At 57.3% G+C, this 16,705-nt stretch carries 14 protein-coding genes; 12 read left to right on the top strand and 2 right to left on the bottom strand.

The genetic code is table 11. The features are described 5' to 3' along the window. On the bottom strand, window positions 1–1,176 hold the full coding sequence (locus PV407_RS06605; protein WP_332089107.1) for a sensor histidine kinase: 1,176 nt from the start codon (window positions 1,174–1,176) through the stop codon (window positions 1–3). 279 nt (window positions 1,177–1,455) lie between these two features. On the opposite strand from PV407_RS06605, the gene PV407_RS06600 reads away from it, so the two are divergent. The 3 genes from PV407_RS06600 (at window position 1,456) to PV407_RS06590 (ending at window position 6,249) form a co-directional block, all read left to right on the top strand. Continuing rightward, on the top strand, window positions 1,456–4,848 hold the full coding sequence (locus tag PV407_RS06600) for an Ig-like domain-containing protein (RefSeq protein ID WP_332089106.1): 3,393 nt from the start codon (window positions 1,456–1,458) through the stop codon (window positions 4,846–4,848). A gap of 171 nt (window positions 4,849–5,019) precedes the next feature. Then, window positions 5,020–5,790 (top strand): GNAT family N-acetyltransferase, encoded by a 771-nt coding sequence (locus PV407_RS06595; protein ID WP_332089104.1) that lies wholly within the window; start codon window positions 5,020–5,022, stop codon window positions 5,788–5,790. Window positions 5,791–5,874: 84 nt separating this feature from the next. Beyond that, window positions 5,875–6,249, top strand: a complete 375-nt coding sequence (locus tag PV407_RS06590) for a glyoxalase (RefSeq protein WP_332089103.1) — start codon at window positions 5,875–5,877, stop codon at window positions 6,247–6,249. Window positions 6,250–6,372: 123 nt separating this feature from the next. Here PV407_RS06590 and PV407_RS06585 read toward each other — a convergent pair whose 3' ends face one another. Next, the gene (locus PV407_RS06585; protein ID WP_332089102.1) at window positions 6,373–7,572 is read right to left on the bottom strand and encodes an aminotransferase-like domain-containing protein; all 1,200 of its coding nucleotides are present in this window, start codon (window positions 7,570–7,572) and stop codon (window positions 6,373–6,375) included. A gap of 250 nt (window positions 7,573–7,822) precedes the next feature. Between PV407_RS06585 and leuB the strand changes: the two genes are divergently transcribed. The 9 genes from leuB to PV407_RS06540 all read left to right on the top strand — a co-directional run bounded on the left by leuB (window position 7,823) and on the right by PV407_RS06540 (window position 16,643). Then, complete coding sequence (gene leuB, locus PV407_RS06580; protein WP_332089101.1) at window positions 7,823–8,902, top strand: 3-isopropylmalate dehydrogenase; 1,080 nt, start codon at window positions 7,823–7,825, stop codon at window positions 8,900–8,902. A gap of 245 nt (window positions 8,903–9,147) precedes the next feature. Further along, a complete protein-coding gene (locus PV407_RS06575; protein WP_332089100.1) occupies window positions 9,148–9,696 on the top strand; it encodes a peroxiredoxin in 549 nt (182 codons plus the stop codon). Window positions 9,697–9,824: 128 nt separating this feature from the next. Next, a complete protein-coding gene (locus PV407_RS06570; protein WP_332089188.1) occupies window positions 9,825–10,274 on the top strand; it encodes a redoxin domain-containing protein in 450 nt (149 codons plus the stop codon). Between the two features lie 108 nt (window positions 10,275–10,382). Beyond that, window positions 10,383–10,766: a glycine cleavage system protein GcvH gene (gcvH, locus tag PV407_RS06565; protein ID WP_332089099.1), complete on the top strand. Its 384-nt coding sequence runs from the start codon at window positions 10,383–10,385 to the stop codon at window positions 10,764–10,766. Between the two features lie 219 nt (window positions 10,767–10,985). Next, on the top strand, window positions 10,986–11,414 hold the full coding sequence (locus PV407_RS06560) for a hypothetical protein (protein WP_332089098.1): 429 nt from the start codon (window positions 10,986–10,988) through the stop codon (window positions 11,412–11,414). A 281-nt stretch (window positions 11,415–11,695) separates the two neighbouring features. Then, window positions 11,696–12,490, top strand: coding sequence for an RNA polymerase sigma factor SigI (sigI, locus tag PV407_RS06555; RefSeq protein ID WP_332089097.1), 795 nt, complete (start codon window positions 11,696–11,698; stop codon window positions 12,488–12,490). Window positions 12,491–12,496: 6 nt separating this feature from the next. Next, the gene (locus tag PV407_RS06550) at window positions 12,497–13,972 is read left to right on the top strand and encodes an anti-sigma factor domain-containing protein (protein WP_332089096.1); all 1,476 of its coding nucleotides are present in this window, start codon (window positions 12,497–12,499) and stop codon (window positions 13,970–13,972) included. A gap of 254 nt (window positions 13,973–14,226) precedes the next feature. Then, window positions 14,227–15,573, top strand: a complete 1,347-nt coding sequence (locus PV407_RS06545) for an ATP-binding protein (RefSeq protein ID WP_332089095.1) — start codon at window positions 14,227–14,229, stop codon at window positions 15,571–15,573. 56 nt (window positions 15,574–15,629) lie between these two features. Continuing rightward, the gene (locus PV407_RS06540) at window positions 15,630–16,643 is read left to right on the top strand and encodes an aldo/keto reductase (protein ID WP_332089094.1); all 1,014 of its coding nucleotides are present in this window, start codon (window positions 15,630–15,632) and stop codon (window positions 16,641–16,643) included. Window positions 16,644–16,705: the final 62 nt, after the last annotated feature.

Genomic DNA, 16,705 nt, shown 5'->3' with positions numbered 1-16,705 from the left:
CTACGAGTACCCGGATAACCGGGGGCGATTCGTTGGCAGCGTGCATACAATAACCGTCCCGTTCTCAGGATGTGAATCGATGGTCAGCGCCCCGTTCAGATTGGCGATTCGTTCGGACATCGCTTTCAGACCGAATCCTTCGATCAGCGGATCCACTCCTTTGCCGTCGTCGGCAATCCGGATTCGAACCGAATCCGCCGAATAAGCGAGCGCGATGTTCACCGCCGAAGCGTTGCCGTGCTTGCCGGCGTTGGTCAGTGCTTCCTGCACGCAGCGCAGCGCGGTCAGGCGAATTTGTTCCGAGACGTCGTATTCGTCTCCTTCGATGATGAACCGTACCCGAATTCCCGTGTGCGCCCCGAACCGATCGGCAGCGCGGGAAAGGCCGACCGCCAGCGAGCGCTCCCCGCCGACCGGAGCGATTTGGTGAATATGTCTGCGCACTTCGTCAAGACCGCTTCGCGTCGCCAGCAGCAGCTCGCTCAGACTAGCTTTCGCTTCGCCGGGTTTATCGTCGATCAGGCGGCTTACGGCATCCATGCCCGTAATGGCCGTAGTCAGCGTATGGCCGACCGTATCGTGAAGCTCCCGGGAAAGCCGGCTCCGTTCCTGCTCCAATGCGAGGGCTTCGATTTGTTTGCCGTACACTTCCAGCGCCCGATTTTGATTTTCGATCATGCCGTACATGCGCTCGATTTGTCGGAAAGAGCGGATCAGCTTCTGGAAGCAAAACCCGCTTCCGAACAAAACGCCCAATTCGATCGCCGTGCTCGCTCCAGTCCCGATATCCCGCGCGGTCAGCGCGGGAATGGCGACGATCGTGACGACGGCCGAGAAGAAGGCCGTCCGCCCGGCGCTCATATAACCCAGCATGACGGAAGAAAAATTGTAGAAATTGAACTGCCCGTCCCCGTATGCTTCGACGATGCAGAAGAAGCCGCCGCTTAGCGCCAGTTCCGCCATAACCGCCAGGGCGCGCGGCGCTTTGGCGCTCAAAAACAAAGCCATCGGCACCGCGTAAGCGAGCGCGTACGGCAGTAGCAAAACGAGCCACGGGATGACCGCGTAATCGTCGCGGTTGTTGACGATGTAGCATACGCCCGACACGAACCACAGCGTCCGGGCTCCGGTCAAGACATAATCGAACCAATGTTTGCGCGGTACGGCCGCTTCCACGGATACGCCCACCTTCGGAAGTCATAGAAAACAGTAACTATATTAGACGCTGGTCGCAGGAAAAAGGTTGCAGCTTTTCTGGAAATAAGAGACTAAATTTTTTCGGGCATGGTGTCGATATATGAAGAAGGAAATTAGCGCGAAAGGGGCATCGATCGGATCCGGTTCGAGGCGGCGTCGCGCGGCGCGGCGCAAGCGGCTTTTTCCGCGAAACGGGCGCATGCGGCGACGGCCGACCAAATAAAAACCTCTTGTTGTTTCGGAGGATGGGAGAAAGGAATGGCGGATTTGACTGGAACATGGCAGCGAAAAACGCGAAATGACTGGATTTTCGGGAAGACGGTACATCGATTCATTGTCCAGCTTGCTTTGATTGTCTCGATCGTTTTGGGCCCGGCCGCGGGGAGCGTATTCGCCGCGGACGAAATATCCCGCCTCGTGCTTTCCAAAAACGAGGTCAACATATCCGTAGGCGATACGTATACGATTACGGCGACGGCGATTTACGTAAGCGGCGCGACGGCGGACGTGACGATCAAAACCGATTGGAGCGTCGACGGCGCCTCGAACGTGGCGACCGCGTATGCGGGAGCGATCGTCGGCAAGGCGGAAGGCACCGCGCTCGTGAAGGCGACTTACATGGGCAAGACGGAATTCGTCAACGTCAGCGTCGTGAAGAAAGTAAGAAGCCTCAGCAAAAACAAGCAGGAGCTGTCGCTGCGGGTCGGAGGCGAGGACCAGATCAATTTGACCGCGACGTATACGGACGGCAACGTGGCCGACGTCACGACGAATGCGGAATGGTCCACCGAGAACGACAGCGTGGCCGACGTCATCAACGGCAAAGTGACGGCGATCGCCGCGGGCGAAACGAACATCAACGCAACGTACGGCGGGAAGACGGTCACGATCCCGGTCAGCGTCGATAAGGTGCGCCGCCTCGATCCCGATCCGACGAGCGTCGACTTGCGCGTCGGCGCGCAAAAAACGGTCAAGCTGATGGCGATGTTCGAGAACGGCATAACGGAGGACGTGTTCGAGAAGGCGACCTGGTCGTCGGACAACGGAAGCGTGGCCGACGCTTTCAAAGGCGTCATTACGGCATACGGCTCCGGGCAAACGACGATTCGCGCGCAGTACGGCGGCAAAACGGCCGCGATCACGGTCAGCGTGGAAACGGTCCGCAAGCTCGAGGCGGACGTTACCGACGTTTTCCTGCAGCCCGACGCATCGAAGCAGGTGAAGCTGACGGCCACCTATGCGGACGGCTCCACCGCCGAGATTACCGACAAGGCGGACTGGGAGAGCAGCGACGATGCGGTGGCCGAAGTGGATAAAGGGCTCATTATCGCGGGCTCGGTCGGACAAGCGGACGTTACGGCCACATATGGCGGCAAGTCCGTGAAAATATCGGTCGACGCCGGAGTGGCGCGAAAGCTCGACGCGAGCGCGACCGACCTGATGATGCGCAAAAACAAGTCGGAAACGATCACGCTGACCGCCACGTACGCGGACGGCAAGACGGAGGACGTAACGGGCAAGGCGGATTGGTTTTCCGACGACGAATCGGTCGCTTACGTGTCGAAGGGAGTCGTCCAAGCCTACGGAAAAGGCGAAGCGACGATTACGGCCACGTACGGCGACAAATCGGTGACGATCCCGGTCAGCGTCGATACGACCCAATCGCTAAAGGCGGACAGCGCCAAACTGGAATTGAAGCTGCAAGCTTCGCACCAGCTGAAGCTGACCGTCACGTACGCGGACGGCAACGCGGAGGACGTGACCGCGCAGGCGGAATGGAGCACCGACAACGACGGCGTGGCGAGCGTCTATAAAGGGCTCGTCACCGCGATTCGGAGCGGGCAGGCGACGATTACGGCGCAATACGGCGGCAAGACGGTGACGATCCCGACGTACGTGGAAATCGTCAAAAAGCTGACCGTGAACAAAAGCGATCTGTTCCTGAAAGTGAACGGAACGGGCGAGCTGAAGCTGGAAGCGACGTACGCGGACGGGGCGAAGGCGGACGTCACCGATTTGGCGGAATGGAGCTCGGATAACGGCGACGTGGTCGGCGTGGACAAAGGCAGCGTTATCGCCTACAAATCCGGGCAGGCGTCCGTTACCGCCACATACGGCTCCAAGACGGCGACCGTCATCGTCGACGTCAGCGTGGCGAGGAAGCTGACCGCCTCGCCGAAGTCGCTCTCCATGCGCAAGGGCGATACGAAGACGGTGAAGCTGGACGCGACGTATGCCGACGGCTCGAGCGAAACGGTGACCGACGGAGCGGAGTGGATATCGAACGATCAAAGCATAGCGGTCGTCACCAAAGGAAGCGTCAAGGCGATCGGCTCCGGGGAAACGACGATTACGGTCAAGTACGGAGACAAAAGCGTAACCGTTCCGGTCGAGGTCGATCCGGCCGCGAAGCTGACCGCCGATCAGACGAAATTCGACGTATCGCCGGGCGATACGGTGCATGTGAAACTGACGGCGACGTACGCGGACGAGACGACGGAGGACGTGACCGACAAAGCGGTCTGGACGACGAGCAACGCGGCTTTCGCCACCGTTTCGGACGGAACGATTATCGCGGTGGACCGGGGCGAAGCGACCATTACGGCGCAATACGGCAAACGGACGGTCAAGATTACGGTCAGCGTCGGAGCGCTCGATACGCTGACGATCAGCGACAAGACGCTCGTCATGAAGGAAGACGAGAACAAGCAGCTTACCGTCACTGCAAAATATAAAGACGGCACGATCAAGGACGTTACGCGCGATGCGGATTGGACGAGCTCGTCCGCGTCGGTCGCCACGGTATCGGGCGGCGTCGTGACGGCCGTCGCGTCGGGGAAAGCGACCATTACCGCGAAGTTCGGCGAGAAGAGCGTGACGGCGTCGGCCCAGGTCGAGCTGGCCGACAAGCTGACCGCCAGCCACCGCAGCGTTATCGTGCGCAAAGGGCAAACCGCCCAAGTGACGCTTACGGCGACGTATGCCGACGGGTCGACGGAGGACGTGACGTCCAAGGCGGTCTGGTCCGTAACGTCGTCGAAAATCGCCGATGTGACGGGCGGTCTCGTGACGGCATACGAACGCGGCAAAACGACGCTCGTCGCCAAATACGGCAGCAAGACGCTGAACATTCCGCTGGAAGTGGACTATGCGGTGAAGCTGACCGCAAGCAAACGCGACGTGCAGCTGAAATCGGGCGGCACGGAGCAGTTGACGCTTACGGCGACGTTCTCCGACGGCTCGACGCGCGACGTGACCGGCGAAGCGGAGTGGACGGCACGCAGCTATAAAGTCGCGGACATCGACGCCGGCGGTCTCGTGACGGCGGCCGGCTACGGCAAAACGGCCGTTACGGCCAAGTTCGGCGGCAAGAGCGTTTCCGTCGCGGTTGAAGTCGACAGCTTGAAATATTTGAAGACGAGCGTGAAAACGATCGAGATGAGCGTCGGCGAGAAAAAGAAAATCGCGCTCGCCGCCACGTACAAGGACGGCACGACCGGAGACGTCGCCGAGCTCGCGGAGTGGAAAAGCTCCCGCGAAAACACGGCCGACGCGATGGACGGCACGATAACCGCCTACGAAAAAGGCGCCGCCTCCGTAAGCGCCAAATTCGGAGGAAAGACGGTGTCGATCCGGGTGATCGTGAAGTAAATCGTTTTGCGCAGCCTCTCGCCTTCGGGCGGGGGGCTTTTTGGCTTTTGTCGATCGCGCGGATGCGTTTCCGTTGAATAATCATGCGTTATAATGTATATTTTTTTCTAAAACCAAGCGAGGGATTGCATGGCTCCGGACTCGAGGGCGATCGAACTTTTGGAAAGGCGAATGATGGCGAATGTAACGCCGCTAAAAATGCTCGAGGCGCACGGGGAAACGATCGAGTGCCGCGTTTTGGAGGAGCGCGGGCAGGCGGGGGTGCTGCTTGCGCTGCCGACGGAAGCGTCCGCCTACGATCGGCGGACATACCCCGACGCAGACTATATCGTCATGATCGATTGCCAGGACGAGGCGCTGTTCCGCAAGCTTGTCCGGCATGCACCCGCCGGGTCCAAGCCGGTGTTCAAGCTGAACAGGCCGGAGCACGCGAATATGCTGGCCGGGCTGTATCGGCTGGAGCGGACGCGAGCTTACGTTTCGTACACCGCGGCAGCGGGAGACCGCTATGTCCATGCGTCGGATGCTCGGGTAGTCGCCGGAGATAAGCCCGACGACGATTTGATGCCGTTTTGGATGAAAAACGGCTACGAGCGGGAGGAAATCGAGCGCTATTTTCGCGCGGGGGCGGCGTCCTTCACGATCCGCGAGGACGGGCGGCCGGTCAGCACCTGTCTCGCATTCCCGAACTATAAGAGCATTTGGGAAATCGGCGCCGTCCATACGGCGGAAACGCACAGAGGACGCGGGCTGGCGAAGCGGGTCGTCGGCGCGTCCGTAGGACACGTGTTGGCAAAAGGGCTGACGCCGCGTTACCAAACGCTGGAGACGAACGAAGCTTCGATTCGGTTGGCCAGGTCGGTCGGACTCGTTCCGTTCGTGATGCTGGAGCATTATTGGGCCGAACCGTTATCGAACGATATATCGAACGGATACGTGTGACGAGAATGGGGGCATATGGTATCATATAGTTGTTTCGCAATACGGTAATTAGTTTCACTAAATGAAACAACGAGGTGATCCGTCATGACGCATCGGTTCATAGGCATCGATCATGTCCAGCTGGCGGCCCCGCCCGGCTGCGAGCGGGAGGCGAGACGTTTTTTCGGCGAATGGCTCGGCATGGAGGAGATGGAAAAGCCGGAGGCGCTGCGCGGCCGGGGCGGCGTTTGGTTCAAATGCGGAGCGCACCAGCTGCACGTCGGCGTGCAGTCCGACTTCACGGCGGCTTCCAAAGCGCATCCGGCGTTTGAGGTAAACGGAATCGAAGCGCTGCGCGGCAAGCTGGAGGCGTTGGGCGTACCGATCGCCCTGGATGCGCCGCTGCCGGGCGCGATCCGTTTTCATGTGAACGACCCGTTCGGCAATCGGATCGAGTTTGTGGAGAAGGACGCGCGGTAATAAAAAGGACGAACTTGCTTGATGCAAGCTCGTCCTTTCTTATTCGATACCGATTGCCCGGCACCCGGTCGGATGAAGCGGAGCGGCGCACGACGGGCAGACGCTGCTGCAAACAAAATTTCCTCACACGCTCTGCTTATAAGCAACCAGCGCTTCGGCGAGCCGGTCCAGGCCGATTTTCATGCTGGCGTTGTCCGTATGCGTAAAGTTCAGGCGCAGCGTGTTGCGGCGCGGGTTTTCGGCGTAGAAGTCGACGCCGGGGACGAAGGCGACCCCTTTCTCGACCGCTTTTTTGAGCAGCTCGGACGCGTCGATGCCCTCCGGCAGCATGGCCCAAAAAAACATGCCGCCCTGCGGCTCGTCCCAGCGCAAGTCGGAGAAGCGCGCGTCCTGCAGCAGCGACTTCATCAGCTGCATCCGGGTCCGGTATTCGTCGCGGATCGTCTGGATGTGCGCATCGAGATCGAAATGAGCGAGCAGCTGGTACAGGGCTTGCTGATCCAGCGTGCTCGAATGCAGGTCGACCGCCTGCTTCGCTTTGGCCATTTGCGCGATGACGCGGGAATCGCCGACGATCCAGCCGGTGCGGAGCGCCGGAACGACCGTTTTGGAGAAGGTGCTCGTATATAGCACCGCGCTGTCTTCGGGATGCTCGTCGAGCGAGAAAATCGACGGATAGGTCGCGTTCGCGTCGAATTTGATTTCGCCGTACGGGTCGTCCTCCAAAATGAGCACGTTGTTCGACCGGCATTGCGCAAGCAGTCCTTTGCGCCGCTCCGTGCTCCATACTTTGCCCGTCGGGTTGGCGAACGTCGGGGTGACGTACACCATTTTCGGACGGTACCGGTTCAGCTTCGCCTCCAGATCGTCCATCAGCATGCCGTCTTGATCGGCTTCGACGCCGACGACCTGAATGCCGCTCGCCTTGAAAATTTGCAAAGCCGCCAAATACGTCGGGTTTTCGACGAGAATGACGTCCCCTGCGCTGAGGTAAACGCGGGTGAGCAAGTAAATCGCCTGCTGCGAGCCGGTCGTCATCAGCATGTTTTCCGGCTTCACGGAGACGCCTTGGGCCGCCATCCGTTTGCAGATCGCTTCGCGAAGCGGCGAGTACCCTTCGGTAAGACCGTATTGGAGCGAGCTTTTGCCGCCCTCCGCAAAGACGCGCTCGAACGCTTCCCGGACCGCGTCGATCGGAAAATAGTTTTCGGCGGGAAGTCCCCCGGCCAGCGAAATGATCGAATTGCCTTGGGTCAGCTTCAAAATGTCGCGCACCGCCGACGATTTCAGACCGTGCGCAAAGCTGGAAAAGGTGTAATTCATTCGGAACGCTCCCTTCTATGCACGTGCACTTATAGGGTATTGTACTCCATTTCATGGGACGATTCTACGTCGTTAACGTTTCATGCCGAAAAGTAACGGCGGAGACGGCCTGTTCGGGGTTGTTATTGCGTTTACCTATAGGAACGATAGATTTTATATCTTTGTATTGCCGACCGAAATATGCAAGAATGGGAGTATGGCAGGAGCAGGCATCCGAACCAATACCATTCTTTTGTAGGAGTGACTCATAATGGCTGATACGAAAAAAATCGCGGTTTTGCCCGGCGACGGCATCGGACCGGAAGTCGTTGCGGAAGCGCTCAAAGTGCTCAAAAAGACGGAGGAGCTGTTCGGCTACCGGTTCGAAACGGAAACCGGCCTGTTCGGCGGCATCGCGATCGACGAAACGGGGACCCCGCTTCCGCAGGATACGCTGGACAAATGCAAGCGCGCCGACGCGGTGCTGCTCGGCGCCGTAGGCGGACCGAAATGGGACAACAACCCGAAGGAGCTTCGTCCGGAAACGGGCTTGCTCGGCATCCGCAAGGCGCTCGGACTGTTCTCGAACATTCGCCCGGCGGTCATTTTCGACTGCTTGAAGGAAGCTTCGACGCTGAAGCCGGAAGTGCTGGAAGGGACGGACCTGATCGTCGTGCGCGAGCTGACGGGAGGCATTTACTTCGGCGAGAAGTTCCGCCGCGATACGGACAACGGCCAGGAAGCGGTCGACACCTGCGTGTACAACGTGAAAGAGGTGGAGCGCATCGTCCATCAGGCGTTCCAAATCGCCCGCACCCGCCGCAAAAAGCTGTGCTCGGTCGATAAGGCGAACGTGCTGGAGACGTCCCGCCTGTGGCGCGAAACGGTGAACAAAATCGCGCCCGACTATCCGGACGTCGAGCTCGAGCACGTGCTCGTCGACAACTGCGCGATGCAGCTGCTGCGCCGTCCGTCCAGCTTCGACGTCATCGTCACCGAAAATATGTTCGGCGACATTTTGAGCGACGAAGCGGCGATGCTGACGGGCTCGATCGGCATGCTGTCGTCGGCTTCGCTCGGCGAAGGCAGCTTCGGCCTGTACGAGCCGGTTCACGGCTCCGCGCCGGATATCGCCGGCCAAGGGATCGCCAACCCGATCGCGACGATTTTGTCCGTGGCGCTTATGCTGAAGCTGTCGTTCGGCTACCATGAGGCGGGCGACGTTATCGAGCGCGCCGTCAAATCGGTTCTCGACGCGGGTCACCGCACCGGCGACATCGCCGTCGACAAGAGCAAGGCGATCGGCACGACCGCGATGGGAGATTTGATCGTGGCCGCCATGAGCAAGTAAGCGTCAAATGGAGTATCGAACGTCCCTCCGCAAGTCGTCGGAGGGATGTTTTTTTGCTTCGGCTTGAAATTTCAATTTGTTAATAATAAATATTAGTTACGATTTTGTATCGTTATTGACTTTCCGAATTCAGGATGATACGATTTTACTCGTGAACGCGTCCGCGCGTATAATGCATCCACTGCATCTATAGGACATGCTTGCCCGATCGGCAAGGAATCCACCATTATAAGGAGGTACCAATCATGGCAGAACGTTTGGTAGGCAAAAAAGCGCCGTATTTCGAAATGGAAACCGCGCTGGGCAACGGGGAAGAATTCGGCAAAGTGTCCTTGAACGACTACAAGGGCAAATGGCTCGTCCTGTTCTTCTACCCGCTCGACTTCACGTTCGTATGCCCGACGGAAATTATCGCGATGAGCGAAGCATACGAGCAATTCCAAGACCTGGACGCTGAAATTCTCGGCGTCAGCACGGACAGCAAGCATTCCCACCGCGCCTGGATCAACACGCCGCGCGACTCGAACGGCCTCGGCCGCCTGAACTATCCGCTCGCCGCCGACTACACGAAGTCGGTCGCCCGCGACTACGGCGTTCTGATCGAAGAAGAAGGCGTCGCTCTGCGCGGCTTGTTCATCATCGATCCGGAAGGCGAATTGAAATACCAAGTCGTCAACCATCTGGACGTAGGCCGCAGCGTCGACGAAACGATCCGCGTGCTGCAAGCACTGCAATCCGGCGGCTTGTGCCCGGCGAACTGGAAACCGGGGCAAAAGCATCTGGTTGCGAAGTAATCAAGCAAGTTAACCTTTAACGTTGTACAAGCTCCCCCTTGTCTGCCGCATGCAGGTGGGGGGTTTTTGCAAGAAGGGGTTCCGAAGGAAGCGCGTCATTACGAATCGAGGGGGGAACGACGATGCCGATGCGTTTGCGCGAGCAAATGCCCGAATTCCAGGGCGTTACCGAATGGGTCAACGGCGAAGTCAGCAAGTCGCAGCTGCAAGGACAGCCGGTTCTCGTCCATTTTTGGGCGGTCAGCTGCTATATGTGCAAAGAAAGCTTGCCTGTTTTGAACGAATGGAGAGACAAGTATGCCGAGCAGTACAATTTGAAAATGATCGGCGTTCATATGCCCCGTTCGGAGAAGGATACCGATCTCGAAACGGTTCGGGCGACGATCGGGCAGTACGAGATGAAGCATCCGATCGCGATCGACAACGATCACGCGGTAACCGATGCGTATCAGAACGAATACGTGCCGGCTTACTATTTGTTCGACGGCGAAGGCCAAATGCGTTTCTTCGGCGCCGGCGAGAAAGCGATCGGCATGGTGGAGCAACGGCTCCATAAAATTTTGGGGCCGAAAGAATAATCGAAGGACCGCTGAGCGCTTGTCCGGCGGAACGATTTCAGCTTCGTCGGACAACGCCCGACGTCCGCGCAGTCGGACGAGTCCGCATATTCCGGGAGGGAATGTTTAGTGAACGTACCAGCAGAGCTGAAGTACAGCGAAGAGCACGAATGGACGAAAGTGGAAGGAAACCGCGTTACGATCGGGATTACCGATTTCGCCCAAAGCGAGCTCGGCGATATCGTCTTCGTGGAGCTGCCGAAGGTCGGCGACAAGGTCGAATTCGGCGAGCCGTTCGGCAGCGTCGAATCGGTCAAAACGGTATCCGAGCTGTACGCTCCGGTAACGGGCAAAGTCGTGGAAGTCAACGGCAGCCTGGAGGATTCGCCGGAGCATGTCAACAAATCCCCGTACGGCGAAGGCTGGATGATCGTCGTGGAGATGGACGACGTGTCCGAGCTGGACAAGCTGTGGAGTGCGGACAAGTACAAGGAAACGTACGGACAAGGCTGACGGCGCGGTTACGGCGCCGCAAGCAGGGACGCGGGAAGGTTCGCTGGCAGGAGAAGCGGACCGGCTCGCGTCCTTTTTTTTCGTTGAGCCGGACTTCGAACCGGCCAAATTTCCTGATAATGGCGGGTGCGGAGAAAAGGAATTTTCGCTGACGGGGTCGAATACGTTAAGGATAAAATCGTAAGCCCTTCGGGCGACCTAGAAGGAGGATGCGCGGCGATGAGCTTTTGCTGCGGAGCGAGCATGATCGGCACGAAAGGAACGCTGCGGCATATCGGAACGCATATCCATAACGTTCCGCTGTTGTTTTGTCCCGTTTGCCATCGCGTCGAAGTTCATTATATGGTTGAAAGCGAGTATGAAATATTGGCCGAATACGCCCACGGCGACGGAGCGCCGGAGGTCGATTTCCAGGATTACGTGGAAGACAAGTCGGGCAGCGGGCTGTACGAAAATTGCGTGAACGTCGAATCCGAGGAGCCGGCCGACGTCGTGCTGAACCAGATCGACATGGCGCTCGATCTGCTGCCCGTCGCGAGGCTGCTTCAGGACGACGAATGGGAGGCGCAACTGATAAAGCGGCTGACCGCGCTGAGCGAACGCTGCAACAAAATGCGCAAAAAAGCGTTGTCCGGCGGCAATTTGTAACGGTGACACCCCAAACGCCTCTCCTCCGGGAGAGGCGTCTTTCGTTAGAAGGCGGACGTTTCGCGGTCCCGCCGGGCTTGACGCCGCGGACGGCTTCGATTGGCCTATGCCCCGCCTGCGGCCCGACCGGCGCCGCGGAACGGCTGAGGGCCCCAATATGCGCGCGCGAACGGCGCGTTTTCTACAGCCGTAAAAATGTATGGTATAATACAAGAATCGGGTTGGCGTTACCCCCATATCTACTGGGGTCAACTCGAAACATGTAGTGTGAGGTGGAACGTTTGCTGCTCGTCTTATTCAAGAAGTTTCTCGGAAAACGCCAGTCTCACGATCATTCCGATATACCCGATTCGCCCGAACGAAAAGTACTGCAAATTCAGGAGGGGAACATCCGGCTGCGCAATCAGTTCATTACCGATTACCAGCCTTATGTAGCCAAAGTAACGAGCCGTTTTTGCAAACGATATATCGATCCGTCCAGAGACGACGAGTTCAGCATCGCGCTCGGCGCCTTCAACGAAGCCATCAATCAGTTTTCGCCGGAGTCGGGAAGGTCTTTTTTGAGCTTCGCCGAAACCGTCATACGTCGAAGGCTGATCGATTTCATACGCAAAGAGTCTCGTTTTACCGGGCAAATCCCGTACAGTTCATTCGAAGTGGAGGATGATGAGGACAGTATTGTCAATCCGGTCGAGGTTCATCAGGCGATTGAACAATACGAAAAGGAAAAGACAATTGAAGAACGCCGAAGTGAAATTGTGGACTTCAACCGCTGTTTGCAGGATTTCGGGATTTCGTTTGGCGACCTGGTCGAGGCTTCTCCCAAACATAGCGATTCCAGAGAAGCGTTATTCGAAATAGGGGCTCTTTTGGCGCGCGATCAAACGATGATGTCGATCGTGCTCGTCAAAAAAATGCTGCCGATCAAGGAGCTGCTGGAGCAGGTCAACGTGTCCCGAAAGACGCTGGAGCGCAACCGGAAGTTTATTATCGCGGTCGCCCTCATCCACAGCGGGCCCTACCCGTATTTGAAGCATTACCTGAATATCCCGGAAGTTCACCAAGGAGGGGAGTGAGCGAGCATGCATAAAGGCATTGTGATGGAATTGACCGAGGCGGATCTGGTCGTGCTAACACCGGACGGTCAATTCAAGAAAATTCCCCGTATGGGACGTGCATGCCAAATCGGAGAAGAAGTGCTGTTCTCCGCTCCTCCGTTTCGCCTGAAAAGGCCCGTTTTATCCGCCGTATTAGCTTTGAGCGCCGCTGTCCTCTTTTGCATCGTACTGTTTACCGGTCTGGGGGGCAATTTGGAAGGGGTCAAGCCGATCGTCGCTTACGTGACGCTCGACATTAACCCGAGCGTGGAGCTCGGCATCGATAAGGATAGCGAGGTACAAGAGGCGCGAGGATTAAACGACGACGGCACTTTGCTGCTGTCGGGCATCGACGTCGTAGGGAAGCCGCTATCGGCCGCTACGGAAGTTATTATGAGTCAAATCGAGCAAAAGGGGTATCTCAAGCAAGACGAGGGGGATATCATCATATCCAGCACGAAAGTATACGAGGAAGCGAAACTAGACGAGAGCAACCTCGGGCAAATCGTAATGGATACGGTCTCGAAGCATATCGAGACGACCCATCCGACAACGTTTTCGAATATCCAGGTCACATCCTTCGTAACGCCGCCGACGATTCGCGAGGAGGCGCTTTCCAAAGGCGTTTCCGCGGGCAAATACGCCATTTATTTAAGCGCCAAGGACAATGGCAACGAAATCGATCTGAACGCCCTGAAGGACGATTCGGTACATAAAATCGCCAGAGAGGCGGGAGGAATCGGCAAGCTGATCAACTCGAGCAATTTGCCGAAAAAAGAAACGTTGTCCGCTCTGCTGGAGCAGGAGAGAAACGGCGAGCTCGACGCCAAGGTCAAGGAAAAAAACAAGCCGTCCTCGAAGCCGGTAACGGCGTCTCCGTCCAAAACCGACGGCAAGAGCGACAACAGGAGCGACAACAGGAGCGACAGCAAGAACGATAATAAGAACGATAACAAGAACGATAACAAGAACGATAACAAGAACGATAACAAGAACGACAGCAAGAACGACAGCAAGAACGACAACAAAAGTGCGACCGGCGGGGCGACGAACGTCGGACAAAGGACCGGGACGCCGCCGCCGTCTAAAAACGACGACAAGAACAAACAGGAAGAAGAAAAAAAAAGACAGCAGGAGCTGGATAAAAAGAAGCAGGAAGAAGAGAAAAAAAGACAGCAGCAGGAGCAGGAACGCAAACGGCTGGAGGACGAACGAAAGAAGCAGGAAGAGCTGAAGAAGCAAGAGGACGAGAAGAAAAAGCTCGAGGAAGAGAAGAAGAAGCAGGAAGAAGCAAGGAAGCAGGCGGAAGCGAGGAAGCAAGCCGAAGAGAACAAGAACCGGCCGGACGACAAGAAGAAGCAGGAAGACGACAAAAAACGGCAAGAAGAAGAGAAAAAGAAGCAAGAGGACGAAAAAAAGAGACAAGAGAACGAGAATAAAAGAGACGAGGATAGACGATAAGAGTCTTCTGCGCTTAAAAGCTGTCGACTTTTGTTGGCGGAATGCGTCCTGTAGTTCCAACGCTTTGGGACTGCGGGACGCTTTTGTATTTTTTCGACATCGTTCCCACTTTTTAGCGCTTATTTGCGATTGACGGGAGCGGCGGATTGACTCTATGATACTGGTAGCTCGCCGGGGATTTCGTCCGGCAAAGGCCGGCTGCACGTTAACAATCAGGTAGAGGTGTGCTTATGTCTCAGTTGAGGAAGCAATACTTGCGAGCCCTGACCCAATTTTTCGAAAACGGCAGCAGCGGCTCTCATCATCCGGCGGCGGCATTGGGCGCCGCGTTGCAAACGGTCGCGCCGGAGGAAATCGTCCAGCTGCACGAGCAGAGCATTCATACGATCACCGCCAGTGTGGAACCGGAGGAGGCGCTTCGCTATTACAGGCTGTCCTTCGTTTTTTTGATGGAGCTGCTGGCGCATTACCGGTTCAAGTTCGAGCACGTGCCGAACCGGGAACGGGCGCTCGAGGAGCTGAAGGATACGCTCGCGAGGACGCACAGCTCGTTCCAGGCGGTCGCCAGCAAGTACGAAAACGTGCTGCAGCATATGGATTGCGGCATCGTTTTGTTCAACTGCGAGGGCTATATTTCGTTCGTCAACGTGCTGATGGGACGTTTTCTGGGCGTGCCGCGCAAGTCGATCATCGGACTCGACATCAAGGGGCTCGCCTCGTTTTCCGGACTGTCCCGCACGTATCGGAGGCTTATCGTCAAGCTGTACCGCGAAATGATTTTGTACCGGCTGCGCTATCACGAAGTGATCGACGAGAACGGCCGGCATTACTTGGTCACGGCCACGTACGGGGAAGAGCTGGACGGGGATATTTTGATCAGCGTGAAGGACGTGACGGAATTTAAAAAGATCGAGCAGTCCGCCTACCAAAACGACAAGCTCGCCATGCTCGGCAAAATCGCCGCGGCGATCGCGCACGAAATCCGGAATCCGCTTACATCGATTCGCGGCTTCATTCAGCTGCTGCGGCCGCAGCTCGTGCAATTCGGCAAGGAGGAGTACGCGAAAATCGTCATCGAGGAGATCGACCGGGCGAACGATATCATTTACGAGTTTTTGAATTCGTCGAAGCCGTCGACGCCCGATAAACAGCTGGTTCATGTGGACAGCTTGCTCGGGGAAGTGCGGCTTTTGTTCGACAGCGAGGCGATTTTGAAAGGGTGCGACATCGAGCTTTCTCCGATCGATCCCGGGCTCGTCGTCTGCGTCGACGTCAAGCAGATGAAGCAGGCGCTGCTCAATATCGTGCGCAACTCGCTCGAGGCGATCGACGGCGGAGCGCGGCGGGAAAGAGGCATGATCCGCATTTCGGCGGCCGAACGAAACTCGCAGGTTGTCATCACCGTTCAAGACAACGGGGCGGGGATGGATTTCCATACCCAGTCGAAGCTGTTCGACCCGTTTTTCACGACGAAGCTGGAAGGAACCGGGCTCGGACTGGCCGTTTGCTACCGGATCATCAAAAATCACGGCGGCCATATCGCGGTCGACAGCGACGTCGGGCAGGGCACCCGCTTTAAAATATCGCTGCCGCTTTGTTGACCGCATGTGCTAAAATACAGAGAGGAATCTAGTTTTCGGCGGAGAGGAGTACGGCGATGAGATACCGGCCATTCGGCAAAATCGGCTACAACGTGTCGTCGCTCGGATTCGGAGCGATGAATTTGCCCGGCGTTCCGCTGGAGCAAGCTCGCGAAGCGCTCAATTACGCGCTCGATCACGGCATCAACTATATCGATACGGCGGCGGGCTATCGGAACAGCGAAGAAATAATCGGGGAAACCATCTCGCACCGGCGTGACGAATATTTTTTGGCGACCAAGACGAACAAGCGCGACTACGCTTCGGCCAAAGCGGAAATCGAACGAAGCTTGACGCGCATGAAGACGGACGTTATCGATTTGCTGCAAATCCATTACGTCAATTACGTGCACGAGTTCAAGGCGGCGATGGAGGAGGACGGGGCGTACCGCGCCGCCCTCGAGGCGAAGGAAGCGGGCAAAGTGCGCCATATCGGCATTACCGGACACCGGCCGGAGCTGCTGGCGAAGTGGATCCGGAACGGACGGTTCGAGCAGGTGCTGTTTCATTTGAATTTGGCGCAGCCGTTCGCGCTGAACGAGCTGATTCCGGAAATGGTCGAGCGCGATATGGCCCGCGTGGCGATGAAGCCGCTGTCGGGCGGATTTATTCGTCCGGTGGACAAGGCGATCCGTTATCCGTACAGCCAGGACGTGCACGTGATCATATCGGGCATGGTGAGCGTCGACGAAGTGAAGCAAAACATAGCGGCGATGGAGAGGGAAGTCGACGAGGAAGAGCGCCGCGAGCTGGAGCGGCTGGCGCAGAAGTTGGGCGCGCATAATTGCCGGCGATGCAACTATTGCTCGTGCCCGCTCGGCATCCCGATTCCCGACGTCATGATCTCCAGCGTCGTGCGCCGGGAGTTCGGGCTGCTTGCGAAGGGCGACGGCTTCTACGAAAAGCATAAAGAGAAGATCATGTCGTGCGCCGATTACGAGCCGTGCAAGGAAACGCCGCTTTGCCAGAAGCAGTGCCCGTACCATTTGCCGATGCAATCGGTCGTCCAGGCGGCCGCGGCCAGCTATTGACCGAACTTCATCGCTTTGAAACGTTAAAAAAAGCCCGCCACGGAAGGCGGGCTTTAGGCTGT

The sequence above is a fragment of the Paenibacillus sp. GYB003 genome, from assembly GCF_036577625.1.
GTDB lineage: Bacteria > Bacillota > Bacilli > Paenibacillales > NBRC-103111 > Paenibacillus_AB.
The sequence above is the reverse complement of the archived record's forward strand: the minus strand, read 5'-3'. Positions and strand labels throughout refer to the sequence as shown.

Excerpts from the sequence above, each read along its gene's own strand:
- PV407_RS06575 (WP_332089100.1), top strand. The coding sequence starts at position 9,148 with ATGGCAGAACGTTTGGTAGGCAAAAAAGCGCCGTATTTCGAAATGGAA.
- leuB (WP_332089101.1), top strand. The coding sequence starts at position 7,823 with ATGGCTGATACGAAAAAAATCGCGGTTTTGCCCGGCGACGGCATCGGA.
- PV407_RS06570 (WP_332089188.1), top strand. The coding sequence starts at position 9,825 with ATGCGTTTGCGCGAGCAAATGCCCGAATTCCAGGGCGTTACCGAATGG.
- PV407_RS06585 (WP_332089102.1), bottom strand. The coding sequence starts at position 7,572 with ATGAATTACACCTTTTCCAGCTTTGCGCACGGTCTGAAATCGTCGGCG.
- PV407_RS06590 (WP_332089103.1), top strand. The coding sequence starts at position 5,875 with ATGACGCATCGGTTCATAGGCATCGATCATGTCCAGCTGGCGGCCCCG.
- PV407_RS06560 (WP_332089098.1), top strand. The coding sequence starts at position 10,986 with ATGAGCTTTTGCTGCGGAGCGAGCATGATCGGCACGAAAGGAACGCTG.
- PV407_RS06550 (WP_332089096.1), top strand. The coding sequence starts at position 12,497 with ATGCATAAAGGCATTGTGATGGAATTGACCGAGGCGGATCTGGTCGTG.
- PV407_RS06600 (WP_332089106.1), top strand. The coding sequence starts at position 1,456 with ATGGCGGATTTGACTGGAACATGGCAGCGAAAAACGCGAAATGACTGG.
- PV407_RS06595 (WP_332089104.1), top strand. The coding sequence starts at position 5,020 with ATGATGGCGAATGTAACGCCGCTAAAAATGCTCGAGGCGCACGGGGAA.
- PV407_RS06540 (WP_332089094.1), top strand. The coding sequence starts at position 15,630 with ATGAGATACCGGCCATTCGGCAAAATCGGCTACAACGTGTCGTCGCTC.